General features: G+C 54.6%; 23 protein-coding genes and 1 pseudogene. 1 reads left to right on the top strand and 23 read right to left on the bottom strand.

What is annotated here, in order from left to right; genetic code table 11:
• Positions 1-225: 225 nt before the first annotated feature.
• The 14 genes from IKE44_RS06045 to dpaA all read right to left on the bottom strand — a co-directional run bounded on the left by IKE44_RS06045 (position 226) and on the right by dpaA (position 16,690).
• Positions 226-1,185 carry an ABC transporter permease gene (locus IKE44_RS06045; protein WP_049624703.1) on the bottom strand — a complete coding sequence of 320 codons (960 nt, stop codon included), beginning with the start codon at positions 1,183-1,185 and terminating at the stop codon, positions 226-228.
• Positions 1,186-2,232, bottom strand: coding sequence for an ABC transporter permease (locus tag IKE44_RS06050; protein ID WP_044741264.1), 1,047 nt, complete (start codon positions 2,230-2,232; stop codon positions 1,186-1,188).
• A complete protein-coding gene (locus IKE44_RS06055; RefSeq protein WP_287465320.1) occupies positions 2,232-3,758 on the bottom strand; it encodes an ABC transporter ATP-binding protein in 1,527 nt (508 codons plus the stop codon). Before IKE44_RS06055 ends, IKE44_RS06050 begins: the two co-directional genes overlap by 1 nt.
• A 525-nt stretch (positions 3,759-4,283) precedes the next feature.
• A complete protein-coding gene (locus IKE44_RS06060) occupies positions 4,284-5,375 on the bottom strand; it encodes a BMP family lipoprotein (RefSeq protein WP_049624701.1) in 1,092 nt (363 codons plus the stop codon).
• A gap of 83 nt (positions 5,376-5,458) precedes the next feature.
• On the bottom strand, positions 5,459-6,190 hold the full coding sequence (locus IKE44_RS06065) for a GntR family transcriptional regulator (protein ID WP_055358430.1): 732 nt from the start codon (positions 6,188-6,190) through the stop codon (positions 5,459-5,461).
• Positions 6,191-6,510: 320 nt separating this feature from the next.
• The gene (locus IKE44_RS06070) at positions 6,511-8,835 is read right to left on the bottom strand and encodes a DNA translocase FtsK (RefSeq protein WP_033016827.1); all 2,325 of its coding nucleotides are present in this window, start codon (positions 8,833-8,835) and stop codon (positions 6,511-6,513) included.
• A gap of 107 nt (positions 8,836-8,942) precedes the next feature.
• Positions 8,943-9,167: a YlzJ-like family protein gene (locus tag IKE44_RS06075; protein WP_033008053.1), complete on the bottom strand. Its 225-nt coding sequence runs from the start codon at positions 9,165-9,167 to the stop codon at positions 8,943-8,945.
• Complete coding sequence (locus tag IKE44_RS06080) at positions 9,164-9,901, bottom strand: ClpP family protease (RefSeq protein ID WP_033016828.1); 738 nt, start codon at positions 9,899-9,901, stop codon at positions 9,164-9,166. The genes IKE44_RS06075 and IKE44_RS06080 overlap by 4 nt, the downstream gene beginning before the upstream one ends.
• A 115-nt stretch (positions 9,902-10,016) precedes the next feature.
• Entirely contained in the window at positions 10,017-11,687 is a 1,671-nt protein-coding gene (locus tag IKE44_RS06085; protein ID WP_033016829.1) for a ribonuclease J, read from the bottom strand.
• A gap of 178 nt (positions 11,688-11,865) precedes the next feature.
• On the bottom strand, positions 11,866-12,735 hold the full coding sequence (dapA, locus tag IKE44_RS06090) for a 4-hydroxy-tetrahydrodipicolinate synthase (RefSeq protein ID WP_033008058.1): 870 nt from the start codon (positions 12,733-12,735) through the stop codon (positions 11,866-11,868).
• A 31-nt stretch (positions 12,736-12,766) separates the two neighbouring features.
• On the bottom strand, positions 12,767-13,996 hold the full coding sequence (gene dapG / locus IKE44_RS06095; RefSeq protein WP_053532331.1) for an aspartate kinase: 1,230 nt from the start codon (positions 13,994-13,996) through the stop codon (positions 12,767-12,769).
• A 19-nt stretch (positions 13,997-14,015) separates the two neighbouring features.
• Complete coding sequence (gene asd / locus IKE44_RS06100) at positions 14,016-15,059, bottom strand: aspartate-semialdehyde dehydrogenase (protein ID WP_033008061.1); 1,044 nt, start codon at positions 15,057-15,059, stop codon at positions 14,016-14,018.
• A gap of 120 nt (positions 15,060-15,179) precedes the next feature.
• Entirely contained in the window at positions 15,180-15,788 is a 609-nt protein-coding gene (locus IKE44_RS06105; protein ID WP_033016831.1) for a dipicolinate synthase subunit B, read from the bottom strand.
• Complete coding sequence (gene dpaA / locus IKE44_RS06110) at positions 15,785-16,690, bottom strand: dipicolinic acid synthetase subunit A (protein WP_287465325.1); 906 nt, start codon at positions 16,688-16,690, stop codon at positions 15,785-15,787. Before dpaA ends, IKE44_RS06105 begins: the two co-directional genes overlap by 4 nt.
• A gap of 179 nt (positions 16,691-16,869) precedes the next feature.
• Here dpaA and IKE44_RS06115 point away from each other — a divergent pair, with 179 nt between their 5' ends.
• Positions 16,870-17,112: a YlmC/YmxH family sporulation protein gene (locus tag IKE44_RS06115; RefSeq protein ID WP_033008066.1), complete on the top strand. Its 243-nt coding sequence runs from the start codon at positions 16,870-16,872 to the stop codon at positions 17,110-17,112.
• 71 nt (positions 17,113-17,183) lie between these two features.
• Here the strand turns inward: IKE44_RS06115 and IKE44_RS06120 are convergent, their stop codons facing one another.
• From IKE44_RS06120 to infB, 9 genes and pseudogenes are all read right to left on the bottom strand, one after another.
• Entirely contained in the window at positions 17,184-18,431 is a 1,248-nt protein-coding gene (locus IKE44_RS06120; protein ID WP_033016833.1) for a M16 family metallopeptidase, read from the bottom strand.
• Positions 18,418-19,401: a polysaccharide deacetylase family protein gene (locus IKE44_RS06125; protein WP_049624698.1), complete on the bottom strand. Its 984-nt coding sequence runs from the start codon at positions 19,399-19,401 to the stop codon at positions 18,418-18,420. The genes IKE44_RS06120 and IKE44_RS06125 overlap by 14 nt, the downstream gene beginning before the upstream one ends.
• A gap of 88 nt (positions 19,402-19,489) precedes the next feature.
• Positions 19,490-21,649, bottom strand: a complete 2,160-nt coding sequence (gene pnp / locus IKE44_RS06130) for a polyribonucleotide nucleotidyltransferase (protein WP_033016835.1) — start codon at positions 21,647-21,649, stop codon at positions 19,490-19,492.
• 136 nt (positions 21,650-21,785) lie between these two features.
• On the bottom strand, positions 21,786-22,055 hold the full coding sequence (gene rpsO / locus IKE44_RS06135) for a 30S ribosomal protein S15 (RefSeq protein WP_033016867.1): 270 nt from the start codon (positions 22,053-22,055) through the stop codon (positions 21,786-21,788).
• Positions 22,056-22,142: 87 nt separating this feature from the next.
• Positions 22,143-23,129: a bifunctional riboflavin kinase/FAD synthetase gene (ribF, locus tag IKE44_RS06140; RefSeq protein ID WP_049624696.1), complete on the bottom strand. Its 987-nt coding sequence runs from the start codon at positions 23,127-23,129 to the stop codon at positions 22,143-22,145.
• A gap of 36 nt (positions 23,130-23,165) precedes the next feature.
• Entirely contained in the window at positions 23,166-24,074 is a 909-nt protein-coding gene (gene truB, locus IKE44_RS06145; RefSeq protein ID WP_287465329.1) for a tRNA pseudouridine(55) synthase TruB, read from the bottom strand.
• Between the two features lie 55 nt (positions 24,075-24,129).
• Positions 24,130-24,516: a 30S ribosome-binding factor RbfA gene (gene rbfA, locus IKE44_RS06150; protein ID WP_033008079.1), complete on the bottom strand. Its 387-nt coding sequence runs from the start codon at positions 24,514-24,516 to the stop codon at positions 24,130-24,132.
• A 16-nt stretch (positions 24,517-24,532) separates the two neighbouring features.
• Positions 24,533-24,811, bottom strand: a complete 279-nt coding sequence (locus tag IKE44_RS06155) for a DUF503 domain-containing protein (protein ID WP_033008081.1) — start codon at positions 24,809-24,811, stop codon at positions 24,533-24,535.
• Positions 24,808-26,978, bottom strand: a pseudogene (infB, locus tag IKE44_RS06160) (translation initiation factor IF-2); the annotation flags it as partial. The gene IKE44_RS06155 and the pseudogene infB, both read right to left, overlap by 4 nt.

Below are 26,978 nucleotides of genomic sequence, written 5' to 3' on the forward strand. Positions count from 1 at the left end.
AAGAGGGCTTTTTTTGATCAAGTCCCCGGAAAAGCTCCTAACGGGAATGCTCCTTTTCTGTCGCAAAATGGGCGGCATGCTTATTGTGAGATGTCTTATCAACAATATACCTGTTGCCAAGCGACAAATGCAAACAAATCCGCCTAGTTCGTCCGATGCGCTTGGAAACATTGCCATCATGGGAATGAAAAACAGCTGTCCGGTTGCGCCGGACAGCTGCAAGTTCTACCGTTTCCCTTTGATATATGGCGTGCCGGCCGCTTTCGGCGCCTCCGCCCGCCCGATGAAGCCGGCGAGCGCCAAAATGGTGAGCACGTACGGGGCGATGAGCAAGTAAACCGTCGGAACGTTTTTCAAAAACGGAATGGTTTGCCCGACAATGCTTAAGCTTTGCGCCAGTCCGAAAAAGAGCGCCGCTCCCATCGCGCCGATCGGATGCCATTTGCCAAAAATCATGGCGGCGAGCGCCATAAATCCGTGCCCAGAAATCGTCGCATGGCTAAAATCGCGGGAAATGATCGTCGCGTATACCGCACCGCCCAAACCGCCGAGCGCCCCGCTGATCATGACGGCGATGTAGCGCATTTTGGCGACATGAATCCCCATCGTATCCGCCGCCATCGGATGTTCGCCGACCGCACGCAGCCGCAGGCCAAACGGCGTTTTATAAATCACATACCAAGAGACAAACGCCAACAAAATGGCGATGTACGACGTCACATACGCATTGGAGAATAACAGCGGGCCGATGACCGGGATGTCGCTCAACACCGGCACATCGATTTTGTCAAACCCGACTTGAATTTGGTCGGTCTGGCCTTTGCCGTACATTTTTTTGACTAAAAACAGCGACAGGCCAAGCGCCAAAAAGTTGATCGCCACCCCGCTGACGACTTGGTCGGCGCGAAAGGTAACCGACGCGACAGCGTGCAGCAGGGAAAATACAGCGCCGACCACCATGGCAGCCAATAAGGCAAGCCACGGCGTCCATTCGCCAAACCGATCGGCAAACGTCAAATTAAAGACGATGCCGACAAACGCGCCGATGGTCATCAATCCTTCAAGCCCGATGTTGACGACGCCGGACCGTTCGCTGAACACACCGCCAAGCGCCGTGAAAATGAGGGGAGCCGCAAAGAAAATCGCTGTCGGGATAATCGTCTGCAACACGTCATACATGCTCACTTACTCCGCCCCCTTTTGCCAGCGAGATAACAGCCAGCGAATCATATAGCTCGATGCCACAAAGAAAATGATGAGCGCGATAATAATATCGACGAGTTCGGTCGGCACGCCGGCGCTTGATGGCATTTCCAACGCCCCGACTTTTAAGGCGCCAAACAACAAGGCGGAGAGCAAAATGCCAAACGCGTTGTTGCCGCCGATCAGGGCGACGGCGATGCCGTCAAACCCGAGGCCGGTAAAGCCGGCTTTCGTCGAGATGTTTCCAAATGTGCCAAGCCCCTCCATCGCCCCGGCGACGCCGGCAAAAGCGCCGGAGATGACCATCGCTAAAATGATGTTGGCGCGCACGTTCATGCCGGCATACTGGGAGGCATGCTGGTTGAACCCGACCGCCCGCAGCTCAAACCCTTTCGTCGTCCGCTCAAGCAAAAACCACATGACAAATGCGGCGGCGACAGCGATGAAAATGCCGTAATGCATGGTGGAATGATACGTAATGGCATCAAAAAAGTCGGAGTGAAGCGATGCGCTTTCTTTCACCGGCTTTGATTTAAATCCCTCATCGGACAAAACGGAACGGATGATGGCGTTCGTTACATGCAAAGCAATATAGTTCATCATAATCGTAATAATGACTTCATGCACTTTTAAATACGCCTTTAGCACGCCTGGGATCAGCCCCCAAAGCGCTCCGGCGAGGGCGGCCGCCAAAATGGCGAGCGGCAAATGGATGATTTTCGGCAAGTCGAACGACACGCCGACCCAGACGGCCGCCAGCCAGCCGACGATCAGCTGCCCTTCGACCCCGATGTTAAACAAGCCGGTGCGAAAAGCAAACGCCACCGCCAACCCGGTTAAAATGTACGGCGTCGTCTGGCGGATCGTTTCGCCGATATAGTACGTATCGCCAAATGCCCCGTACACGAGAGCGTAAAACCCAGCGATCGGGTTGTAGCCGCTCACGAGCATGACGATGGATCCGGCAGCCATGCCGAGCAAGACGGCCAATACAGGAATCAACAATTGCTGGAGACGGTTTGACTTCATCACGACACACCTGCTTCCTTCCGTTTACTTCCAGCCATCAGCAGCCCGAGCTCTTGTTCCGTCGTCTCTTTCGGATCGACGATGGCGACAATTTTCCCCTCATAAATAACGGCGATCCGGTCGCTGACGTTCATGACTTCATCGAGCTCAAATGAGACGAGCAGCACCGCTTTGCCGCGGTCGCGCTGTTCGATGAGCCGCTTATGGATAAACTCGATCGCGCCGACGTCAAGCCCCCTTGTCGGCTGGGCGGCGATCAACAAATCCGGGTCGCGGTCAACTTCGCGGCCAATGATCGCTTTTTGCTGGTTTCCGCCCGACAGCGCCCGCGCCTTCGTATATTCATCCGGCGTGCGCACGTCAAATTCGCGGATGAGCTGGCGCGCTTTTTCGTAAATGGCTTGAAAATTCAACAGACCCCGTTTCGAGTACGGCGGCTGATAGTAGGTTTGCAGCACCATGTTTTCGCCGATCGGAAAGTCAAGGACAAGCCCGTGCTTATGCCGATCTTGCGGAATATGGCCGACGCCGGCTTCGATGATTTTGCGCGGCGGCAAATTCGTAATGTCTCGGCCGTTGAGGCGGATTGTCCCTGATTCAGCTTTGATCAACCCGGTTATGGCTTCAATGAGCTCGGTCTGGCCGTTGCCGTCAACTCCAGCAATGCCGACGATCTCGCCGGCGTGCACCGTCAAGTTCAAACCGTTGACCGCTTTGATCCCGCGCGCGTCCTTGACGACTAAGTCTTTAATTTCCAACACCGGTTTTCCCGGCTCAGCCGGTTTCTTAGCGGTCGTAAACTGCACCTCGCGGCCGACCATGAGCGCCGCCAGTTCGTTCGGATTCGTCTCCGCCACATTGAGCGTCGCAATTCCTTTGCCGCGGCGGATGACGGTGACGCGGTCGCACACTTCCATAATTTCTTTAAGTTTGTGTGTAATTAAAATGATGGATTTTCCTTCGCGGACGAGCGTGCGCATAATTTGGATGAGCTCGCGGATTTCCTGCGGCGTCAACACCGCTGTCGGTTCGTCAAAAATCAAAATATCGGCGCCGCGGTAAAGCGTCTTTAAAATTTCCACGCGCTGCTGCATGCCGACGGAAATGTCGGCGATCTTCGCTGTTGGATCGACCGCGAGTCCATATCGTTCCGACAATTCGCGCACTTCCCGCTCCGCCCGCTTCATATCGATCGTTCCGACCCGCGTCGGTTCGCTGCCTAAGATGATGTTTTCCGTCACCGTGAACGTATCGACGAGCATAAAGTGCTGATGCACCATGCCGATGCCAAGATCGTTGGCGACGTTCGGGTCGGTGATGCGCACCGGCTTTCCTTTCACACGGATTTCGCCGCCGTCCGGCTGGTATAAACCGAACAGCACGTTCATGAGCGTCGATTTGCCGGCCCCGTTTTCGCCAAGCAGAGCGTGTATCTCCCCCTTTTTCACTTGCAGCGTAATGTTGTCATTGGCGGCAAACGTGCCAAACACTTTGCGGATATTGAGCATTTCAATCACGTATTCCAAGCGATTCACTCCTTACTCAAGCAAGGTCAAAATCACAAAATGAAAGGCGACAGCGAAACGGCCGCCCTTCATCCTATTTCGCGCAGGAGACTCCCACTTCAACGACCAAAGGGAGTAAGTGGGAGAGGAATGCGCGTTCCCCCTTTCTTTTGTGTATGATCGAATAAAGACGTGGAGAAAACCGTTCAATAAAGGCACTCCAATCACGGCTGCTCGATGGGTGGAGTTGGCTGCAGGAAACGTTGTAACCGTCAAACATCGAGCGTAGGTCCGTCTGTTGTGTGTGGAAGCCAAGTACTGCCAACAGACACACCGAGAGAATCGGCAACGATGCAGGCATGACCTGCGTCGTTGGGCAGCGGTCAACCTGCCCCCTGATGCAACCCCAAGTCAAGGAAGGAGGACGAAGTCCGTTTGCACTTCTGGGGAGTGGCAAGCCCCCTCTTCAAGCGTTCGCGAAGTGGGGGTAGTTGACGATTTTGAAGAAGGCTAGCGGCTCGCGCTAGCCTTCTTCGCCGTTGTTCGTCACTTGATCGTCGCAGCGAATTGCTCGTACTCTTTCCGGTTTGTCGGAACTTTCACTTCGCCTTTGATGATTTTTTGCTTCCATTCGTCAACGGTTTTTAACACGTTCTCCGGAATGTTGCCTTGCGTCGGGGCAATGCCAACCCCATTTTCCGGCAACCCGTACTCAATCGTTTTGCCGCCCGGGAAGTCACCCTCTTTCGCCCGTTTCGCCGTGTCATAGACAGCGACGTCGACGCGTTTCACCATCGAAGTGAGCGTTACGTTGTACGTTTTGCCGCCGACTTTCACTTCTCCCTCCGGCGCTTGGTCTTTGTCAACACCGATGACCCAAATTTCGCGGTTCGGATCTTTCTTCTTCAAATCTTTCGCTTCCGAGAAGACGCCGTTCCCAGTCGCTCCAGCTGCATGGTAGATGATGTCGATGCCAGACGCGTACATGCTCGAGGCGATCGCTTTCCCTTTATCCGCTTGGTCGAACGCCCCGGCGTATTGCACTTCCACAGTCGCCTTCGGATTGACCGCTTTCACGCCGGCGCGGAATCCGCTTTCGAATTTTTCGATCAACGGAATCTCCATCCCACCGACAAAGCCGATTTTATTCGTTTTCGTCATCAAACCGGCAACAACGCCGACAAGGAACGAGCCTTCATGCTCCTTGAACGTGATGCTGGCGACATTGGGCTCATCAACAACCGTGTCGACGATGGCGAAATGTTTTTTCGGGTTTTGCTTCGCGACTTCTTTCACCGCGTCGCCCATCAAATACCCGATGCCGAAAATCAAGTCAAAGTCGCTGCGCACGAGCTTGTTTAAGTTCGTGGCATAGTCAGCGTCGCTCGATGACTGCAAGTAGTCGTAGCCGCCGCGGCCTTTTTCTAACCCGTTGTCTTTGCCGAACTTTTGCAGCCCTTTCCAAGCCGACTGGTTGAACGATTTGTCGTCAATGCCGCTGGCGTCGGTGACCATGGCGACACTGAACGTATCTTTCTGATTGCCGCCTCCCGCATTGTTGCCGGCTTGTCCGCAGGCGCTAAGTAGCGTGCCGGCGGCAAACAGGACGGACAACACCAATCCGATTCGCTTTTTCACATTCACTACCCCCTGGCTTGAAAATTTGTTCTTTAATTAGTATAAAGCTTCCGCTCTCTTTCTATGTACCCATTTTCACCCCCTTAAAAGCTGAACCGCTTCCGCATGACATGGAAGCTGAACTTGTCGGAGCGGAAGTAGTTGACGGAATAAAAAATCGGCTCGTCGTTTTTGTCGAAATGCATTTGCTTGAGCACAAGCAGCGCCGTTTCCGGGTCGCATTGCAAAATCGGCGACACTTTTTCATGATAGCCGAGCGGCTCGATGCGCGCGACCGCATAGGCGATGTCGCGATGCGTTTGGTTGTGCAAGTTTTCAAACAACGATTCGTGTTCGTACGAAATGCCTTTTGGCAAATACTTGCTCAAAATTTTATCGAGGCAATAGACGACCGGCTCCCCGTCGGCGGTGCGCACCCGCTCGATCAACAAAATCTCGTCGTCCGGGCGGCATTGAAAACGGCGCATATCGTCTTCTGTCGGCAGCTGGATGGAAGAAGACAAAAAAATCGTTCCCGGTTTTCGTCCGGCTTGGCGGATCATGTCCGTGATGATTGAGAGCTGCTCGATGCCGGACGTAAACAGCGGCCGGGCGTTGACAAACGTTCCGACGCCGTGGCGGCGGATGATAATGTTTTCTTCTTCCAGCACCCTGAGCGCTTCCCTCAATGTCGCCCGGCTGACGCCAAGCTGTTTGGCAAGCTCAAACTCAGACGGCAGCTTTTGCTTTTCTTTGTACACGCCAGTTTCAATATCGTGTTTCAAACGGTCGATGACTTGCAAGTACAGATGGCGGTTGTCTGATTTGATTGACATGACAACGTCCTCCACATGATCTCCTGTAAGAGTCAGACCTCTGACATTAGACATATAACCTTTCTGAGACTACTATATCATTTTTTACTGGCCAAATAAATAGGGTTATCAAATTTTGTCGAAAAAAAAGATATGTTTATGAAAGCGATTCCAATGTGGCATACGATTGGCAGGCAGGTGGCATCGACCTGCCTGCTTAGCGATCAGGGCTTGCGATGCAGCGCAAAAGACTGTTGATTTCAGCCCATGTTCAATGGAAAAACCTCGTGACGCCAGCGCTTTTCTGACAAAATGCTCTGAGGCCCATTTTCCGCCGAGTGCTACGACGTCTTTTTCAAATCTTCTTTCGACCAAAGAACCGCGCGCGGTTTGCTCCCTTCGTACGGACCGACGACGCCTCGCTCCTCCATGGCGTCGATCAGCCGGGCGGCGCGGTTGTAGCCAATGCGGAAGCGGCGCTGCAGCATCGACACAGAAGCGCTTTGCATTTCCACAACAAGGCGGACGGCCTCTTCATACAAGTCGTCTTCGAAGGCCGATGCGTTCGCCTCCTCTTCCGGTACGATCATCTCCTCGTAATATTGGGCCTGCTGCTGGCCGATGACAAATTGGACGACGTCTTCCACTTCTTGATCGGACACAAATGCGCCTTGCACGCGCACCGGTTTGGACGCGCCCATGGGCAAAAACAGCATGTCGCCGCGGCCGAGAAGTTTTTCCGCCCCGCCCACATCGAGAATGGTGCGTGAGTCAATTTGCGATGAGACGCTGAACGCGATGCGTGACGGAATGTTGGCCTTAATGACGCCCGTGATAACGTCAACCGACGGGCGTTGAGTGGCGATGATCAAGTGAATGCCGGCCGCGCGCGCCATTTGCGCCAACCGAGTGATCGCCTCTTCCACATCTGACGAAGCGACCATCATCAAGTCAGCCAGTTCGTCAATGATGACGACGATATATGGCAAAAGCGGCTGCTGCTCCAGCGCGGCTTCGTTCTGCTGACGGATATGCTCGTTATACCCTTCAATGTTGCGCGTGCCGGTATGGGAAAATAGCTCGTAGCGCCGTTCCATTTCTTGGACGACTTTTTTCAGCGCTTGAGCCGCTTTTTTCGCATCGGTGACGACCGGCGTCAACAGATGCGGAATGCCATTGTAGACGCTTAGCTCGACCATTTTCGGGTCAATCATCATCAACTTCACTTCATGGGGCTTGGTGCGCATGAGCAGGCTGACGATAATGCCGTTGATACAGACGCTTTTCCCGCTCCCGGTAGCGCCGGCGATCAACAAATGCGGCATTTTGTTCAACTCGGCGGCAACGACTTCCCCGGAAATGTCGCGCCCGAGCGGGATCAACAGCTTGGATTCGGACCTTGTGTGCTCGACCGCCTCCAGCACTTCGCGCAGCGAGACGGTGGCGATCTCCTCGTTCGGCACTTCGATGCCGATTGCGGACTTGCCGGGGATGGGCGCTTCAATGCGGATGTCTTTCGCCGCCAAGGCGAGCGCCAAGTCGTCGCTTAAGCTGACGATTTTGCTTACTTTCACCCCGACGTCCGGGTACACTTCATATTTTGTCACCGCCGGGCCAAGGTGCACCTGCGTCACTTTCGCTTTAACGCCAAAGCTTTGGAACGTTTTTTCCAGCTTGCGCGCATTGGCATAAATATTCGCATGGTCGGTCGACTGCCCAGCCGGCTTTGGCGGACGGAGAAGTTCAAGCGGCGGCAAATCGTAATTGGCATTTTCATGCTCGGAAAACGCCAACGGCGGGGATGCCCCCCCTTCGCTGTCGTCATCTTCCACAGGCAGCTGTTTCTCTTCTTCCGGCTCGGCGGCCGCCCGGACGGCGGCAAAATCGGATATGATCGGCGGCGGCGAAAGCAATTCGTCGTCCGCCTCAGCAGCCCCGGCTTCTGCCGATTCCTCGGCCGGATAGGCGGCCGTCCGCCGTGAACGCCGGCCTCGTTCTACACTCGCTCGCCGTTTTCTCCCCGCGAGCCATTGTTTCACATCGGCGACGAACGCCAGCCATTCCTTCCGCACAAGCGCGGCCGCCCCAACAACTATCTGTCCGATCGTTTCGCGCAGCGATTTCCCGGTCAATACGACAAAGCCGACTACAAACAGCAGAAAACAAATCCATTTTGTCCCGAGCGAATCAAACAGCTGATAGCTGGCGGCAAACAACAGAGCGCCAGCCATTCCGCCGCCTAGGTCGGCATGGGACTCCTTTCCGCCCGCCTCGTTCCAAAACATCGCCCACGTCGTCCGGATGACGCTCGGATCAAGCTCACCGCGCCGCGACATGAGCTCAAATAACTTCTCGTGACTTAGCAGCAAAAGCGCCGCTGTGATGACTGACACGCCGACAAACGGACGGCTCGCCCATGACGGCCACGATTGTTTCCAAATGAGGATGAGCGATAAAATGAACACTCCCCCTATTAACAGCATGTACCATTCGCCGAAAAAAAAGCGGCCGACAAGCACGAATGTTTCCCCGACAAGCCCGAGGCGAGCCATCGCCACAACGGCAACAGCCAGCAGCCCGAGACCGATCAATTCAAAGCGAATTGTCTCCGTCCATGACTGTTTCTTTGGCGTTTTTCCTTTTTTTTGTCGCTTTCGTTTCGCCATGATCGCTCACTCCAACATGAATGAATTGGCAAGCCGGAAAAAGCAGCCAACAATGGCTGCTTTTTTCTGTTTGTCTATTATTATATCATGAACAACTTGACAATTCATTACGATGTTGCGACAGAAACCGGAAACCGCACCCCTGGCGCATACTTGGCGTTTAAAAAATGATAGGGGTTGGTGCTTAAGTTTTGCACGATTTCATATTCGCCCGTATCGGTCATTTGGACGAGCAACGGGATGCCTTCGTAATGCACTAGCTTTTGCTTTTCATACGCGGCCGCATCGACCGGGAACACCAAATGTTCCGGCATGATCGTGTACAAAATCATTGGATCATCTTCCCTTCGCCGCCTTTTTTCGCTTCGATCAGCTGGCGCAGCTTCGCCATGGCCTGTGAGACACCGCCCACTTCATCGATCAAGCCGTACCGGACCGCATCGGGACCGACGACGTTCGTGCCGATGTCGCGCGTCAAATTGCCTTTGGAAAACATGAGCTCTTTAAACTTCTCCTCGCTAATGTTGGAATGCTTCGTTACGAAGCGGACGACGCGTTCCTGCATTTTATCCAAATACTCAAACGTCTGCGGAACGCCAATGACAAGCCCCGTCAAACGGATCGGATGAATCGTCATCGTCGCCGTCTCAGTGATGAACGAATAGTTGCACGAAACGGCGATCGGCACGCCGATCGAATGGCCGCCGCCAAGCACGATGGAAACGGTCGGTTTTGACAGCGAAGCGAGCATTTCCGCAATCGCAAGCCCGGCCTCCACATCACCGCCGACCGTATTTAAAATGACGAGCAGCCCTTCGATTTTCGGATTTTGCTCAATGGCGACGATTTGTGGGATCACATGTTCGTATTTTGTCGCCTTGTTTTGCGGCGGCAGCTGAATATGACCTTCAATTTGGCCGACAATCGTCAGACAATGAATGTTCGTATCCGGTTCCATTTGCGGGACATTCGTCTGCCCAAGCTGGGTGATGGTAGCAGTGGCCTCTTCCGTTTTCGTTTCCGGTTTTTCTTCCGTCTCTTCCTGAAGGTAACGCTCCTTGTCCATCGATTCCTTCTCCTTTCTATCGGTCATACGTTTAGTACGGCCGAAAAGAAAAAGAAAAATGCCGGCAACGGTTCACCGTTTCCAGCATTTCCATTGGACTTTGAGCATGATTGCGTTATACCTCCATAATAATCGGCAAAATCATCGGCTTTCGCTTCGTTTTCTCAAACAAAAACTGGCTTAGCGCCTCGCGAATGTTCGCCTTTAACGATGACCATTCCAGCATGTATGATTCCAGACAGCGCTTAATGATCTCCGACACCATTTGCTCAGCCTCTTCCAACAGCGTCTCCGCCTCGCGCATATAAACGAATCCGCGCGATATGATTTCCGGTCCAGCAGCAATCGTTTTCGCTTCTTTGTTTAGTGTCACCACGGCGATCAAAATGCCGTCCTGCGACAACAAACGCCTGTCGCGCAACACAATGTTGCCGACGTCGCCGATGCCGAGGCCATCGATTAAAATGTTGCCGTACGGCACTTTACCGCCAGGGCGGGCGGCTCCGCCGCGAAATTCGACCACTTCACCTTTGTCAAGCAAAAACGTCCGCTCTTCCGAGATGCCGACCGCCTTCGCCAACCGGGCGTGCGCCTTTTGCATTCGGTACTCCCCATGCACCGGGATGAAATATTTCGGCTTCATCAAATTAAGCATGAGCTTAAGCTCTTCTTGGCAGCCGTGCCCGGACACGTGCACTTGCCGATTGTGGTAAATGACGTTCGCCCCAGCCCGGTATAGGGCGTCGATCGTTTTCGAAAACCCAAGCTCATACCCCGGCATGACAGAAGCAGCGACGATGACGGTGTCTCCTTCTTTAATGTTCACCTGCTTGTTCGCCTGCCGCGCCATGCGCCAAAGCGCGCTCATCGGCTCGCCATGACCCCCGGTCGTCAAAATGACGAGTTCATCATCCCCATAGCGGTCCAAGTCGTAGGCAGAAATCGTCACCTTATCCGGCAGATGCAAATAACCGAGGCGGACGGCGATGTCCATAATTTTATGCAGCGTTTTGCCGATCACCGCCACCTTGCGCCCGTACTGCTTGGCGGCGTAAAGCACTTGTTGGATGCGCGTAATGTTCGAAGCATAGCAGGCGACAAACACGCGCCCTTTCGCGTGGCCGATCACATCTGCAATCTCATGGGCGACGGCTGTATCAGAGCCGCTGTAGCCCGGACGCTCGGCATTCGTGCTGTCCGACAAAAGACAAAGCACCCCTTGTTCGCCGATTTGCGCCATTTTCCCCAAGTCGGCGCGATTATTGCCATACGGCGTCTGGTCAAATTTAAAATCGCTCGTGTACACGATCGCCCCTTGCGATGTATGCAGGCTGATGCCGATGGAATCGGGGATGCTGTGGATCGTGCGGAAAAACGTCACTTTTGCTTTGTCAAACAGCAGTTCAGCGTCAGGATGAATTTCATTCAGTTTGGCGTTTGCAATGCCTTGCTCTTTTAAAATCGCTTCCGCCAACCCGAGCGTCAGCTTCGTCCCGTAGACTGGCACAGACAGCTGCTTGAGCACGTAGGCGATCGCTCCCATATGCTCCTCATGCCCGTGAGTGAGAAAAATCGCCTGAATGCGGTGCTGCCGTTCAATTAAGTAGGCAATGTCCGGGATGACTTTGTCAATGCCAAACATCTCATCTTCCGGGAACATCACCCCGGCATCGAGGACGAAAATGTCCTCGTCCAATTCGACGACATACATGTTTTTGCCGATTTCCCCGACTCCCCCAAGGGCAAAAATGCGTATTTTCTCTACTGGCTTTATTTTGGATTTCAAGGCTGCGTCCTCCCAATTGTGATGCTAACCCGCTCAAAGTCACTTGCCTTTATTATAACGAATTGATGCCAAAAAACACAAGATGGTTCATGAACGAGCCGGCGCATTTCACCGTCTCGACAAAAAAGCCCCAACGTCCGAACCGACGCTGGGGTCATTTGCTGCACGAATATGGCCATCAAGCATCAAGCAGACGGCTGAGCTCGTTTCGCTCCTGCTCGGTGAGCGGAACGAGCGGAAGGCGCACCGAGCCGACATCCAAGCCGCGCAACTGCAGGGCGGTTTTCACCGGCACCGGGCTCGGCGCAGCGAACAGCCCTTTCATGAGCGGCAGCCATTTCCGGTGCAACGCGGCGGCGGCTTGATGGTCGCCGGCCTGGAATGCACGAATCATTTGTTGCATTTCGTTGCCGATGATGTGCGATGCAACAGAAACCACGCCGGCGCCGCCGATCGCCAACACCGGCAGCGTCAAGCTGTCATCGCCGCTATACAGTTGAAAATCGTCCGGCGTGCGTTCAATGATTTCCGCCATCGCTTCTAAATTGCCGCCGGCTTCTTTGACCGCGACAATATTCGGAATCGCTGCCAGCCGAATGACGGTCTCAGGAGCGAGGTTGACCGACGTGCGCCCCGGCACGTTGTACAACATGACCGGCAGCGGCGTGCTCTCAGCGATCGCTTTAAAATGCTGATACAGCCCTTCTTGATTCGGTTTGTTGTAATATGGCGCCACAAGCATGACAGCGTCGACGCCTGCTTCTTCCGCCCGTTTCGTCAGCTCGATCGAGGCGCGCGTATTGTTCGTTCCCGTCCCAGCAATAACCGGCACGCGGCCATTGACGACGGAAACGACATGGCGGAACAGTGCGACTTTCTCTTCCGTCGTCAACGTCGGCGATTCGCCGGTCGTGCCTGCGACAACAAGCGCATCCGTGCCGTTGTCAAGCAAATAGTTGACGAGTTCTGTCGTTTTCGCTAAATCTAAGTTTCCTTTTCGGTCAAAGGGAGTGACCATCGCAGTGACGACATTCCCGAACTGAACCACGGTTTTCACTCCTCATTTTCAAATCGGTTGATCATTCGTCCTGTTTGGCCTCGGACAAGCAAAAGGCGTCGTGCAAGGCATTGACGGCCTTTTCCATATCGTCTTGTTTGACTAATACCCAAATGGTCGTATGGCTGTCTGCCGATTGCAAAATTTGAATGCCTTGCTCCGATAGAGCGGTGACGATTTTGGCCGTTACTCCTGGCACACCGGCAATGCCGGCGCCAACGACCGACACTTTGGCGCAGCGGGGCGTCACAACCGGATCATAGCCAATGCGGCGCAAAGCGGCTATCGCTTTTTCCGTCATATCTCCGCTCACCGTATAGACGACGCCGTACGGTGAAATGTTGATAAAGTCGACGCTGATTCCTTCGTGAGCCATCGCCTGAAATACATCCGACTGCAGTTCATAATGCCCTTCTTTTGCCAACACTTTCATTTGCGTCACATTGGCGACGTACGTAATGCCCGTGACGAGACGCTCTTTCACATCGCTTCCTCTTTGACCGCGCACCGATGACGTAACGAGCGTCCCTGGCCCATCGGAATACGTTGAACGGATGCGCAGCGGTACTTTCGCCTGCATGGCGATTTCCACCGCGCGCGGATGGATCACTTTCGCCCCTTGGTACGCCATATTGCAAATTTCCGTATAGGTGACAACTTCCAACGGCCGAGCATTTTCGACAATACGCGGGTCGGCCGTCATCACGCCATCGACATCGGTAAAAATGTCAACCCACTCGGCGTTTAGCGCCGCGCCGAGCGCCGCGGCCGATGTATCGCTCCCGCCGCGCCCGAGCGTTGTGATGTCTCCGTTTTCCGCCATGCCTTGAAAGCCGGCGACGACGACGACGTCGTATTCCCGAAGCGCTTCAAGCAACCGTTCGCAGCGCATTTCAACAATTTTGGCGTTCGTATGATCACTGGTCGTGCGAAATCCGGCTTGCGCGCCGGTAAACGCCGTCGCCTTGATGCCGTGTTCGTTCAGCAAGTTGCTGAACACGACGCTCGAAATGATTTCCCCGCACGCCATAAGCATATCTTGCTCGCGCTTCGTCACATGGTGACGGGCTCCGCCGATCAAGCCAAGAAGCGTGTCGGTCGCATACGGATCGCCTTGGCGGCCCATCGCTGATACAACGACGACGACTTTGTACCCATCTTCAAGCGCGTTTTCAATATGGCGGCGCGCCAAGTTTCGCCCGCGTTCGTCGCGGACGGACGTGCCGCCGAACTTTTGAACAATGATTTTCATGATAACCCCCCGATGCTCGTTAAATGAGCCCGAGCTTCAGCAAACTTTCGGCAATTTGCACGGAATTTGAAGCAGCCCCTTTTAGCAAGTTGTCGGCAACAATCCATAAATGAAAGGCGCGGCTGTTGTCCAAATCGCGGCGGATGCGGCCGACAAAGACGTCGTATTGGCCGACGCAGTTGGCCGGCATCGGATACAGCTGTTCGCTCGGATCGTCTTGGAGAACGACGCCCGGCGCCTCGCGCAGCACCGCTTGCAAATCGGCAGCCGTGACGCCGTCTTGCTCGATCTCGATATACACCGACTCCGAATGCCCGCTCGCCACCGGAATGCGTACGCACGTCGCCGCGACGCTCAGCTCGGGCATATGCATGATTTTTTTCGTTTCGTTGATCATTTTCATCTCTTCGAACGTAAACCCGTTATCTTGAAACTTATCGATTTGCGGAATGGCGTTAAACGCGATTGGGTAATGCTTCCGGTCCGATTTGACCGGCAAAATGGTTGCCTCGAACGGCTTATTGTCAAGCACCGCTTTCGTCTGCTCGTACAGCTCTTCAATCGCCTGCGCCCCTGCTCCCGAGACGGCCTGGTACGTGGAAACGATGACGCGGGATAAGCCGAACGCCTTCCGAATCGGCTCAAGCGCCACGACCATTTGAATCGTCGAGCAGTTCGGATTGGCGATGATGCCGTTATGCCATGTCAAATCGCTTTCGTTCACTTCCGGGACGACAAGCGGCACGTTTTCCTCCATCCGGAATGCGCTCGTGTTGTCGATGACAATCGCCCCGCGCCGAACCGCCTCCGGCGCCAATGCTTTCGACACTGCGCCGCCAGCGCTGAATAAGGCGATATCAACCCCATCAAAGCGCTCGGGCGCGGCGGCCTGCACTTCAATCTCTCTGCCGCGGAAGCGCATTTTTTTGCCAGCCGAGCGTTCTGACGATAACAACGTTAATGTTCCGACCGGGAAGTTCCGGTCTTCAAGCGTCCGCACCATTTGTTGTCCGACTGCCCCCGTGGCTCCGACGACAGCGACATGGTATTGTTTTTCAGCCATCAGCCATTCTCCTTCCACATCGTCACTCTAAAGAGATGAATTCATAGTCTTTATTTTATCACATTCCGCTGCGGACGAGAGAAAATTTTTCTGTCCGGTGTCGATTTTCCACACCCTCCGTTAGTCGTTGTAACGGAACCGTTCGATCACAACTGGCTGCAGCTGCTTTCCTTCCAAGGCGGCAAGCACAGTGTCATGCAGGAGCGTCATGCGCGCCACCATCGAGTTCGGTTTGGCGTGCGGAGCATCTTGGCCAAACGGGATGAAGTAAATGTTTTTCGCCGCCATCAGCCGCATCAAATTGACGCCGTTTAGGCCGAGGGCGTCATTCGTGGAAATGCCGAGCACGACCGGGCGGTGGTTGCGCATCGTCGCCTTGGCGGCCATCAACACCGGTGAATCGGTCATGGCGTTTGCCAGCTTGCTCATCGAGTTGCCGGTCAGCGGCGCGATGACCATGCAGTCGAGCGGGATTTTCGGCCCGAGCGGTTCAGCCTTGACGATCGTGTCAATCACCTCGTTCCCGGTCAATTGCTCGAGTTTTTTCACCCACTCTTCCCCTTCGCCAAACCGGGTGTTCGTCGTCTTCACCGTATACGTGACGATTGGCAGCACCTCCGCCCCTTCATTCACGAGTTTTTCAATTTCCGGGAACACAGCGTCATACGTGCAGTGCGATCCAGTCAGGCCGAAGCCGATCCGCTTCCCCTTCAGGCTTTTTTCGCTCATTGTTTATTCTCCTTCCGTTTCTGTAAATCTTGATACAAAAGCTGCGCCAAGACGTTGGCGATAATTTGTCCGGCCGTTTTCGGCGCGACGACCCCCGGCAGCCCAGGCGCCAAGATGGCTTTCACTCCGCGCTTTTCAGCATAGCGAAAATCGGTGCCGCCCGGCTTTGACGCCAAATCGATGATCAGCGTATGGGCCGGCATTTTCGCGATGACGCTCGCCGTTACAATCAAATGGGGGACGGTGTTAACACAAACGTCGATATCGCGCACTTCTTTTTCCAAATCATTTAAATGAAACGGTTCAAGCCCCATTTCCGTAATGCGGGCCAAATGTTCCGACCGGCGCGCCCCGACTTTCACTTTTGCCCCCAAAGCGGCAAATGTCCGGGCGACGGTCATGCCGACGCGCCCCAATCCTAAAACGGCGATGCGGGAACCGTGAATCGTAAAATCGGTGTGCTGGATCACCATCATCACCGTTCCTTCAGCGGTTGGGATCGAGTTGTAAATGGCGACATCATCGCGCTCAAACAGCTGGATGTATTTGCGCCCGGTCTTTTTCATCAGTTCGTCTAAATACGAGTTGCTGATGCCGGAATAAACGGTGCACCGCTTGGCTGTTTTTTGCACCATCTCTTCCGTGAACGGAATCGGTTCGTGGGAAAACACGCTGTTGACCTTGCCATCCAATGTCGTGCCGTGAACCGGCAAAATGATCGCATCCAGGTCGGCAAAATCGACCTCCTCGATCGACATCTTCGTCACCCCGGTAAAATGGTGGGCGAGCTGGTCAAAGCCGACAAGCGACAATTTGGCGTCCAGTTCAACAAGCTTGCGAATCACTTCAAGTTGCCGCGCATCACCGCCGATGATGGCGACATGCATTCCTGTCAGCATCATATGTCCTCGTCACCTTCTTTACTGGCAAACTGCTCCGTTTCTTTTCCCATCTTATGTTGGAAGAAAAATATAGGTGAATGCTCTTGGCGGAAAAATTGGCCATTGGCGGGCGGCATTTTTTGCCCGCCCGTTTCTTACAATAGAAGTAGGGAAGAGGGAAGGGGGAAGGGGGAATCAGCGTGAGGCTGAGTGAATTAAGCGGCAAAGAAATCGTCGATGTGCGGCGGGCGGAGCGGCTTGGGGTGCTTGGGCAAACGGATTTGGAAATCAACGAGCAAACAGGGCAAATCGAAGCGTTGCTCATCCCGACTGGAAAATGGTTCGGGTTTCGCAAAGACGGGCAGGAAATTCGCGTGCCGTGGAAGTATATTCGCAAAATCGGCGCCGATATGGTGATGATCGACGCTCCGGAACAAGAATGACGGGCGCGCCAAACGAAAAAAGCTAACAACCTCACAACGGGTCGTTAGCTTTTTTTATGCCCGACAGGCGGCTACGATCGAAGCGGGCGCGGCAGCACGCCATCCGGGCTGATTAAGGCGAGCGCGTAATCATCGGTAAAAACGGTGCGCGCCAGCTCATTCACTTTTTCCACCGTGACGCTTTCAATTTCCTCGATAATCTCGTCAAGCGACCGATGGCGGCCGAGAAGAAGTTCGTTTTTGCCGTTGCGGCTCATGCGGCTGTTCGTGCTTTCAAGCCCAAGCATCAAGCTTCCTTTCATCTGTTCTTTGCTGTTATGCAGCTCTTTTTCCGTAATACCGTCTTCTTTCAACTGGCGCAGCGTCCGTTGGATCGTTTCAAACAAAACGTCAAGCTGGCTGCTCCCCGTGCCGGCGTAAATGGCGAGCAAGCCGCTGTCTTGGTAGGCGGAATGGTACGAGAACACCGAATACGCCAATCCGCGCTGTTCGCGCACTTCTTGAAACAGCCGGCTGCTCATGCTGCCGCCTAAAATATTGTTGAGGATCAGAAGCGGATACGCATCCGGGTGGCCGACCGGCAGGCCGTTGAACCCGATGCATACGTGCGCCTGCTCCGTGTCTTTTTTGCGCGCGAGCTTTTGCGGCACAAACGTCGGCGTCCCTGACGGAGCGGGCTTGCGGGACGCAGTGAACGAGCCGAAATAACGTTCGACTTCAGTGATAAACCGCTCATCGACATTGCCGGCAACGGAAACGACAACGCGATCCGGAGTATAGTAGTCGGCCATATATTGGCGCAACGTGTCCCCCGTAAACGTGCGCAACGTCTCTTCCGTTCCTAAAATCGGGTAGCCGAGCGGATGACCCGCATAGCATGCCTTGCCGAGCAAATCGTGGACGATGTCATCCGGCGTGTCTTCGTACATTTTGATTTCCTCAAGCACCACGTTCCGCTCTTTTTGCAGCTCATCCTCAACGAACGTCGAGTGAAAAAACATATCGGCAAGCATTTCCAACGCGAGCGGTGCATGTTCGTCCAACACTTTGGCGTAATAGCACGTATACTCTTTCGACGTAAAGGCGTTCACTTGCCCGCCGATGCTGTCAAACGCTTCGGCGATATCCCGGGCCGTGCGCGTTGCCGTCCCTTTAAAAAACATGTGCTCTAAAAAGTGGGAAATGCCGTTGTTTTGTTCCGTCTCATTGCGCGAACCTGTGCCGATCCATACGCCGATGGCCACCGACCTTACAGTCGGAATTTGCTCCAGCACGATTCGCACGCCGTTTTTGCACGTGTACTTGTTAATCAACTCCATGTTCCTCCTGTTTTTTGGCCAGTCTTTTCTCGTCGAATAAGGCTGTCAGGCTGCCGATGGCATAGCCTTTCCGCTTGATCGAGGCGATCAGCTCATCGAGTGCGGCCGCCGTCGGCATCGTCGGATGCATCAAAATCATGGCGCCGGGATGGATTTTTGATGTTACCCGTTTCACTATAGCAGATGGCGACGGTTTTTGCCAATCAATTGTATCAACGCTCCACATGATCGTCTTCATGCCGAGCTCGGCGGCGATGTTGACGACGTCATCACGGTAGCTGCCGCTCGGCGGGGCAAACCATTTGCATTTGACCGACGTCGCCGCTTCAATGACTTCATTCGTCTTTTCCAGTTCGCGGCGGACCGCTTCGCTGCTGAGCGTTTTCATATCCGGATGGCTGTAGGAATGGTTGCCGATTTCATGGCCGGCATCTGCTATCATTTTTGCCATCTCCGGATGGTTTTTTACCCATCGCCCTTCCAAAAAGAACGTCGCCTTCACCCCGTGTTTTTTCAACGTCTCAAGCATATCGGGGATGTATTCTTCCCCCCAGGCCACGTTGATGAGCAGCGAGACCATCGGTTTGTCGGGGTGGCCGCGATAGATCGGCGCCGGCGGCAAGTCATCCAAATGAACGCGCGGCGGCACTTGGCGGAACACGAGTTTTCGTTCATCGAACGTTCCCGTTTTCTTCATGTTTTCATAAGAGGCGTCAATATCGACAGCGAGCCCGTTGTACCCCGGCGTCGCCTTCCACACTTTATCAATGACCGCATCCTGGGCGGGAATTTCGTATTGCTTCGCCTGCTTGACAATCGTCTCGTACAGTTTGTCGCGTTCTTTCATGGCGGTCATTTCCACCGGGCGCCAGCTCTCGATGTAGCCGCCGACCGGAGGCCACTGAACCGCCATCCAAGCGATGAGAAACATGACCGCTAGCGCCATGTATCGGGCATAGCCGTTGTTCACCCTTGTCCCCCTCCTTTTTCACTACTACAACCATATGTCTACGGGAGACAAGTTAGAACATAGCAAAAGAGCCTTAAGAAACAAATTCCTAAGGCTTCATGCGTTGGCGCTCCGGCCGTCTTCCGCGTTTTTCCCGCGGCGGCTCGGCAATGCCGCGCTGCTCGCGCAACACCGCTTTGCGCGACAAGTTGACGCGCCCTTGTTTATCGATTTCGGTCACCTTCACCAAAATTTCATCGCCGATCGACACGACGTCTTCCACTTTGCCGACCCGCTCCTCGGCCAGCTCGGAAATGTGGACGAGCCCGTCCTTGCCGTTGAACAGCTCGACGAACGCGCCGAATTTTTCGATCCGTTTCACCTTGCCCAAATACACTTCCCCCACTTCGACTTCGCGGACGATGTCTTCGATGATTTGCTTTGCTTTTTGGTTGGCCGCTTCATCGACAGAGGAGATGAAAATCGTGCCGTCTTGCTCGATATCGATTTTCACGCCGGTTTCATCGATGATTTTATTGATTTGTTTGCCGCTCGGCCCAATGACCTCGCGGATTTTATCCGGATTGATGTGCATGATCAAAATTTTCGGCGCATATTTGGACAGCTCTTTGCGCGGCTCGCTGAGCGTTTGCATCATATGGTCCAAAATTTCCAAGCGCCCTTTGCGCGCCTGCATGAGCGCCTCTTCCAAAATGTCGCGCGTCAGCCCTTTAATTTTAATGTCCATTTGCAGGGCGGTGACGCCTTTTCTCGTGCCGGCGACTTTGAAGTCCATATCGCCGAGATGGTCTTCAATGCCTTGAATGTCGGTCAAAATTGTGTAATGATCGTCTTGTTTCACCAGCCCCATGGCAATGCCGGCGACCGGCGCTTTAATCGGCACCCCGGCATCCATCATCGCCAGTGTGCTCGCGCAAATGCTCGCCTGCGATGTCGATCCGTTTGACTCGAGCACTTCCGAAACGAGGCGGATCGTGTACGGAAACTCGCGCTCCGACGGCACGACCGGCTCCAACGCCCGCTCCCCAAGCGCGCCGTGTCCGATTTCGCGCCGCCCCGGCCCGCGCATCGGCCCGGTTTCGCCGACGGAAAACGGCGGGAAGTTGTAATGATGCATGAACCGTTTCGATTCTTCCAAATCAAGCCCGTCCAAAATTTGTACATCGCCGAGCGCCCCGAGCGTACAAACGCTCAACACTTGCGTTTGGCCGCGCGTAAACAAGCCCGACCCGTGCGTGCGCGGCAAGACGCCGACCGCCGACGACAGCGGGCGGATTTCATCGACTTTGCGCCCGTCCGGACGGATTTTCTCAACTGTAATCAAACGGCGCACTTCTTCTTTCACAAGCTTGTGCAAAATTTCCTGCACTTGCTTCAGCTTCTCTTCATCCGCCTCTTCCGCTTCGTACTTGGCGATAACGCCCGCTTTTACATCCTCGATGGCAGCATCGCGCGCCAGTTTTTCCGGCACTTGCACCGCCCGCTTAATATCTGCTTCCGCAAGTTGGCGGATTTCCGCCTCCAACTCAGGATCGGGTTCATACAAGACGACTTCCATTTTTTCTTTGCCGACCTGGGCGGCAATTTCCTCTTGGAAAGCAATGAGCCGCTTGACTTCTTCGTGGCCGAACATGATCGCTTCGAGCATCACTTCTTCCGGCACTTCATCCGCGCCGGCTTCGACCATGTTGATGGCATCTTTCGTCCCAGCGACGACAAGATGCAGATCGCTTTTTTCCATCTGCTCGACCGTCGGATTGATGACAAACTGGCCATCGACGCGGCCGACGATGACACCGGCGATCGGTCCTTCAAACGGAATGTCGGAAATCGTCAACGCCGTAGACGCACCGATCAACGCCGCCACTTCCGGGGAGCAGTCTTGGTCGACGCTCATGACCATCGATACGACTTGCACTTCGTTGCGGAATCCTTCGGCAAACAACGGGCGGATCGGCCGGTCGATGAGCCGGCTCGCCAAAATCGCTTTCTCGCTTGGGCGGCCTTCCCGTTTAATAAACCCGCCCGGAATTTTCCCGACCGCGTACAGCCGCTCCTCGTAGTTGACCGTCAGCGGGAAAAAGTCCACATTTTTCGCTTCCCGCGATGCGGTGGCCGTGCTCAGCACCACCGTATCGCCGTAGCGGACGAGCGCCGCCCCGTTCGCCTGTTTTGCCAGTTCGCCGGTTTCAATGACGAGCGGGCGTCCAGCCACATCGATGGAAAACACGCGTTTCTCTTGTTCCATACAGACGAGTACTCCTCTCTATGTACAAAAATAAGGGATCTGCTGATGATTAGTATAGACGAATTGGCGCTATTGTATCATCGCCGCGCAAACGGCGCCTATAAACTAGCAAAAAAGCGGGAATGCTCCCGCTTTTTTATCGACGTAATCCAAGTTTCTCAACTATTTCACGGTAGCGCGCCACATCTTTATTGCGCAAGTAGGCCAACAGCCGGCGGCGTTTCCCGACCATTTTCAGCAGGCCGCGCCGAGAATGATGGTCTTTTTTATGGACGCGCAAATGCTCATTCAAATTGTTGATTTGCTCTGTCAAAATCGCAATTTGCACTTCCGGAGAACCGGTGTCGTTCTCATGGACTTTGAATTGTTCGATGATTTCGCGTTTGCGCTCTTGCGTCAATGCCATCATGGTTCACCTCCCTAGTCTTCGATCCCCGGTTGCCGAGCGGGCGTCGGTGAGTCGCCTGGCCAAGCAACGGTTCGCATACACTGATTAGAATACCTCTTTTTCCGGCAAAATGCAAGTCTTTTCGTCCAAACGCCGGAAATACTGTTTTGCTTCTTCCTTGTCGCGGGCAATTTGCGCCGCCAGCTCGGCGACGCCGGCAAACTTGCGCTCGCTCCGCAGGCGGCGGTGCCACTCAACCGTCACCGTTTCCCCGTAAATGTCGCGCGCGAACGCAAACAAATGCACTTCCACGCTCGGCAACCCTTCGCGCGCCGCATGGAACGTCGGTTTGTAGCCGATGTTCGCCACCCCTTCGTACGTCCGGCCGCCAACGGTCGCTTTGACGGCGTAAACGCCGACCGCCGGCAATAGGTAGTCGCCATTTAACGCAATGTTGGCCGTCGGGAACCCGATCGTCCGCCCGCGCTGCTCCCCGGCGACAACCGTCCCTTCGATGTCATAAAAACGGCCGAGGAGGCGGGGGAGCTGATCGACCGCCCCTTCTTCAATGAGCTTCCGCACCCTTGTCGAACTCACCTTTTCCCCGTCGACGGCCAGCTTTGGAACAACGGTTTGCCCAAAGCGGCCGCGCGCATGAAGCGGCATCGTCTCCATCGTCCCTTTTCCGAACCGGCCATAAGTGAAATCAAAACCGGCGACGACGTGCTTGACATGAAGCCCATCCAAATATTGATCGGCAAACTGCTCCGGCGGCAGGTTGGCGAACGCCGGTGTAAATTCGACGATATACAGTCGATTCACGCCAAGCGCCGCAACCAACTGCTCTTTTTTGTTAAGCGGGGTAATGAGACGAAGCTCAGGTTGTTTGCCAAGCACGACGGACGGATGAGGATGAAACGTCATCACCGCGCTTTCGTATCCGCGTTCATTCGCAATCTCGACCGCCGTCCGGATCACTTTTTGGTGGCCAAGGTGAATGCCGTCAAAATAGCCGAGCGCCATCACCGCCGGGGGAAGCGCCTGGCGCTCAAAGCGATGCGGATGCGAAAGAAATATCGTTTCCATGTCCATAACCCACCTTACTTTTTTTCCGCGCTTCGCCCGGCGTCAACGAAACACTTTGAGCGGTTTCATCAAGCCCGGGCGCGCCGGATGCTTTACATACAGGGCCAGCGCCTCCCGCTCGGGCGTCACGAGCACGACCGGCCCGTCAAGCGCATGCAAAAAGGCGGGAAGCCGGAGCAGCGCCCCGTTTTTTACTTTCTCTGCTACTTTATCATTGATTTCATATTTCGGCAAATGAAAAAGCGCTTGCTCGATCGGAATGAGCAAGGCGGCGGCCGTTCCGTCGGCCGCCCGGCGCTCGACTTCTTCCAGCGTCACACAATCTTCAAGCCGAAACGGGCCGGACGCTGTGCGGATGAGATCGGACATATGAGCCGGATAGCCGAGCTGCTCGCCGACCGTCACTGCGAGCGTGCGGATATACGTGCCTTTGCTGCATGTGACGCGAAAGCGAAATGACACCGTCTCCCCGGCAAACTGCTCGCGATCATCGAGCAGCTCGAGCTCGTAAATCGTCACGCGCCGCGTCGGGCGCTCCACCTCGATGCCGGCGCGCGCATATTCATACAGCTTTTTGCCGCCGACTTTCACCGCCGAATACATGGGCGGCGTTTGCTCGATTTCCCCGATAAGGCGGCGGAAAACGGCTTCGATTTCCACCCGCGCAATCGGCCGCTCGACCGGCCGGACGGCAACGACGTCACCGTCGGCGTCTTCGGTCGTCGTCGTTGCACCGAGCGTCACTTCCCCTTCGTACGTTTTCGTCGCTCCGGTAAGAAATTCCGCAATGCGCGTCGCTTTGCCAAGGCAAAGCGGCAGGACGCCGGACACGTTTGGATCGAGCGTGCCGGTATGGCCAACTTTTTTTACCCCAAGCAGGCGGCGCACCTTTGCCACACAGTCGTGCGACGTTATTCCTTTTGGTTTGTTGAGCAGCAATACCCCGTCCATCGGCGCACCCTTTCCCTGTCTATACTCGCGCAACGGAAATGGATAGACGGTTCGTCTATCCATTGTTTGGACCATCCTCCGCCTCTTCCGGCCGGCGGCGGTCGCCGTCGGAAATTTCGCGGATCAGCCGCTCAATGCGGCTGCCGTATTCCATCGTTTCATCGATCTCAAACAAAATTTCCGGCGTTTTGCGCAGGCGAATGCGCTGCCCGATTTCCGAACGGATGAATCCTTTCGCCTTTTCCAGTGCTTTCAGCGTGTTCTCCCGCTGCTCGTCATCGCCTAAGACGCTAATGTACACTTTCGCTTGCTGCAAATCGCCGGTGACGCGCACATCGGTGACGGTGACGAAACCGATGCGCGGGTCTTTCAGCTTGCGGCCGATAATGTCGCTCAACTCTTTTTTCATTTGCTCGCCAACGCGAGTTGCCCGTATGTTCATCATCCATCACCTCGGTTTACAACCACTCAAATGATGTGGACGCCCGCTCCAACTCGGGGAACGAATCGATCAAGGCCAAGGCCCGCTCGAGTTCCCGCTCAGCCGCCATTCGGCTCGACGCGATGGCGACAAGGCCGATTTTCGCCCGCTGCCATGCGTCTTGATAATCGAGTTCAGCCACAGAGACGTTGTACTTTTGCCGAATCCTTGTCAGCACCCGCTGCAGGACGGCCCGTTTGTCCTTCAGCGAGCGGGCGTTATAAATGAGACATTCGCATGCGGCAAAGCCGATCATGCCCGAGCCACTTCCTGCATGACGTACGCTTCAATAACGTCCCCTTCTTTAATGTCATTGAAGTTTTTGATCGTCAAGCCGCACTCATATCCTTGCGCCACTTCGCGCACATCGTCTTTATACCGTTTGAGCGAATCGATTTCGCCTTCGTACACGACGATGCCTTGGCGGATGAGGCGCACTTTGCTGTCGCGGGTGATTTTGCCGTCGGTGACATAGCAGCCGGCGATCGTGCCAACTTTGGACACTTTGAACGTTTGCCGCACTTCCGCTTGGCCGATGACTTTCTCTTCGTATTCCGGGTCGAGCATCCCTTTCATCGCCGCTTCAATTTCCTCAATGACGTTGTAAATGATGCGATGGAGGCGGATGTCGACTTTTTCCGATTCAGCGGCGCGCTTCGCATTCGCATCCGGGCGGACGTTAAAGCCAATGACGATAGCGTTCGATGCCGTCGCCAGTGAAATATCCGATTCGGTGATGGCGCCGACCGCCGCATGGATGATTTTCACCCGCATGCCTTCGACATCGATTTTTTGCAAGGCGGCAACCAGCGCCTCAACCGATCCTTGAACATCGGCTTTGACGATCAAGTTCAGCTCTTTCATTTCGCCTTGCTTGATTTGTTCAAACAAATCGTCGAGGCTGACGCGCGTTTTCACGCTCCGCTGCTCCTGCAGCTGCCGCTGCGCCCGCGCTTCCCCGATTTGCCGCGCCTTTTTCTCATCCTCAAACACCATGAAACGGTCGCCGGCTTGCGGCACGTCGTGCAGCCCGGTAATTTCCACCGGCATCGACGGCCCCGCTTCCTTGACGCGCCGCCCGCTGTCATTGACCATCGCCCGCACACGCCCGTACGTCGTGCCGACGACGATCGGATCGCCGACTTTGAGCGTGCCGGCTTGAACGAGCAGCGTCGCCACCGGGCCGCGCCCTTTGTCGAGCTTCGCTTCAATGACCGTTCCGACCGCGCGCCGGTTCGGATTGGCTTTTAATTCTTCCATCTCGCTGACAAGCAAAATCATTTCCAACAGATGATCGAGGCCCTCTTTCGTTTTCGCTGACAGCTTGCAGAAAATCGTATCGCCGCCCCATTCTTCCGGAACGAGGTTGTACTCCATCAACTCTTGCATGACGCGGTCCGGGTTCGCTTCCGGTTTATCCATTTTGTTAATGGCGACGATGATCGGCACGTTTGCCGCCTTGGCATGGTTGATCGCCTCAACCGTCTGCGGCATGACCCCGTCATCGGCTGCGACGACAAGGATGACGATATCGGTCACTTGCGCGCCGCGCGCCCGCATCGTCGTAAACGCTTCATGGCCTGGTGTATCGAGGAACGTAATTTTTTTGTCATTGACGGTGACTTGGTAAGCGCCGATGTGCTGCGTAATGCCGCCCGCTTCTTGCTCAGTCACTTTCGAATGGCGGATCGCATCAAGAAGCGTCGTTTTCCCATGGTCGACGTGCCCCATGATCGTGACAACCGGCGGCCGTTCAACCAGGTCTTCCGGAGCATCGGCAATTTCAATCGCTTCAAAGTTCGTTTCGTCAATGGTCACCTTTTCTTCCACTTCAACGCCGTAGTCGGAGCAGATGAGCTCGATCGCATCTTTGTCCAAGTCTTGGTTGATCGTCGCCATCACACCAAGCATAAACAGCTTTTTAATAATTTCCGACGGCTCGCGGCCCAATTTTTTCGCCAGCTCGGCCACGGTGAGCGAACCCTCGAACGTAATTTTCTTCGGCAGCTCTTTTTCTTTTTTCGCCGGCTGCGGCACCTGCTTCGCGGCCGGAGCCGCTTGTTTTTTCCCTTTCGCCGGCCCTTTTCCTTTCTTCTTCGCCGCTTGGAACGCTTTCTTTTCTTGCTGCTGCGCCTCCGTTCGTTTTGTTTCTTTCCCTTTCGCCGCCCCTTTTTTCTTGGCCGGCTTGGCCGCTTCTTTTACATCGTCAAAAATTTCCTCATCCGAGAAATCGGCCGTCTTCGCCGGCATCGGCCGCTTCGGCTTGTCGGTTTTCTTTTCCGCTTTCTTTTCATTTTTGGTTTCGGTTTTCTTTTCGGCCTTTGGGCGGTATTGATGGTCAAGCTTTTCGACGACATCGGCCTAGAGCATGGCCATATGATTGTTTACTTCAATGTTCATTTCTTTCAATTTATGAATAACGT

Origin of the sequence: Geobacillus sp., from assembly GCF_017515625.1 — a bacterium.
Lineage (GTDB): Bacteria > Bacillota > Bacilli > Bacillales > Anoxybacillaceae > Geobacillus > Geobacillus stearothermophilus.

Coding starts and splice junctions, on each gene's coding strand:
- dapG (WP_053532331.1), bottom strand. CDS start 13,996: ATGAAAATCATTGTTCAAAAGTTCGGCGGCACGTCCGTCCGCGACGAA.
- rpsO (WP_033016867.1), bottom strand. CDS start 22,055: ATGGCATTGACGCAAGAGCGCAAACGCGAAATCATCGAACAATTCAAA.
- IKE44_RS06155 (WP_033008081.1), bottom strand. CDS start 24,811: ATGATCGGCTTTGCCGCATGCGAATGTCTCATTTATAACGCCCGCTCG.
- dpaA (WP_287465325.1), bottom strand. CDS start 16,690: ATGATGCTGACAGGAATGCATGTCGCCATCATCGGCGGTGATGCGCGG.
- truB (WP_287465329.1), bottom strand. CDS start 24,074: ATGGACGGGGTATTGCTGCTCAACAAACCAAAAGGAATAACGTCGCAC.
- IKE44_RS06070 (WP_033016827.1), bottom strand. CDS start 8,835: ATGGCGAAACGAAAGCGACAAAAAAAAGGAAAAACGCCAAAGAAACAG.
- IKE44_RS06080 (WP_033016828.1), bottom strand. CDS start 9,901: ATGGACAAGGAGCGTTACCTTCAGGAAGAGACGGAAGAAAAACCGGAA.
- ribF (WP_049624696.1), bottom strand. CDS start 23,129: ATGGACATGGAAACGATATTTCTTTCGCATCCGCATCGCTTTGAGCGC.
- IKE44_RS06075 (WP_033008053.1), bottom strand. CDS start 9,167: ATGATTTTGTACACGATCATGCCGGAACATTTGGTGTTCCCGGTCGAT.
- IKE44_RS06105 (WP_033016831.1), bottom strand. CDS start 15,788: ATGAGCGAAAAAAGCCTGAAGGGGAAGCGGATCGGCTTCGGCCTGACT.
- rbfA (WP_033008079.1), bottom strand. CDS start 24,516: ATGAACATACGGGCAACTCGCGTTGGCGAGCAAATGAAAAAAGAGTTG.
- IKE44_RS06120 (WP_033016833.1), bottom strand. CDS start 18,431: ATGGAGTTGATTAACAAGTACACGTGCAAAAACGGCGTGCGAATCGTG.
- asd (WP_033008061.1), bottom strand. CDS start 15,059: ATGGCTGAAAAACAATACCATGTCGCTGTCGTCGGAGCCACGGGGGCA.
- IKE44_RS06065 (WP_055358430.1), bottom strand. CDS start 6,190: ATGTCAATCAAATCAGACAACCGCCATCTGTACTTGCAAGTCATCGAC.
- IKE44_RS06050 (WP_044741264.1), bottom strand. CDS start 2,232: ATGAAGTCAAACCGTCTCCAGCAATTGTTGATTCCTGTATTGGCCGTC.
- pnp (WP_033016835.1), bottom strand. CDS start 21,649: ATGGAACAAGAGAAACGCGTGTTTTCCATCGATGTGGCTGGACGCCCG.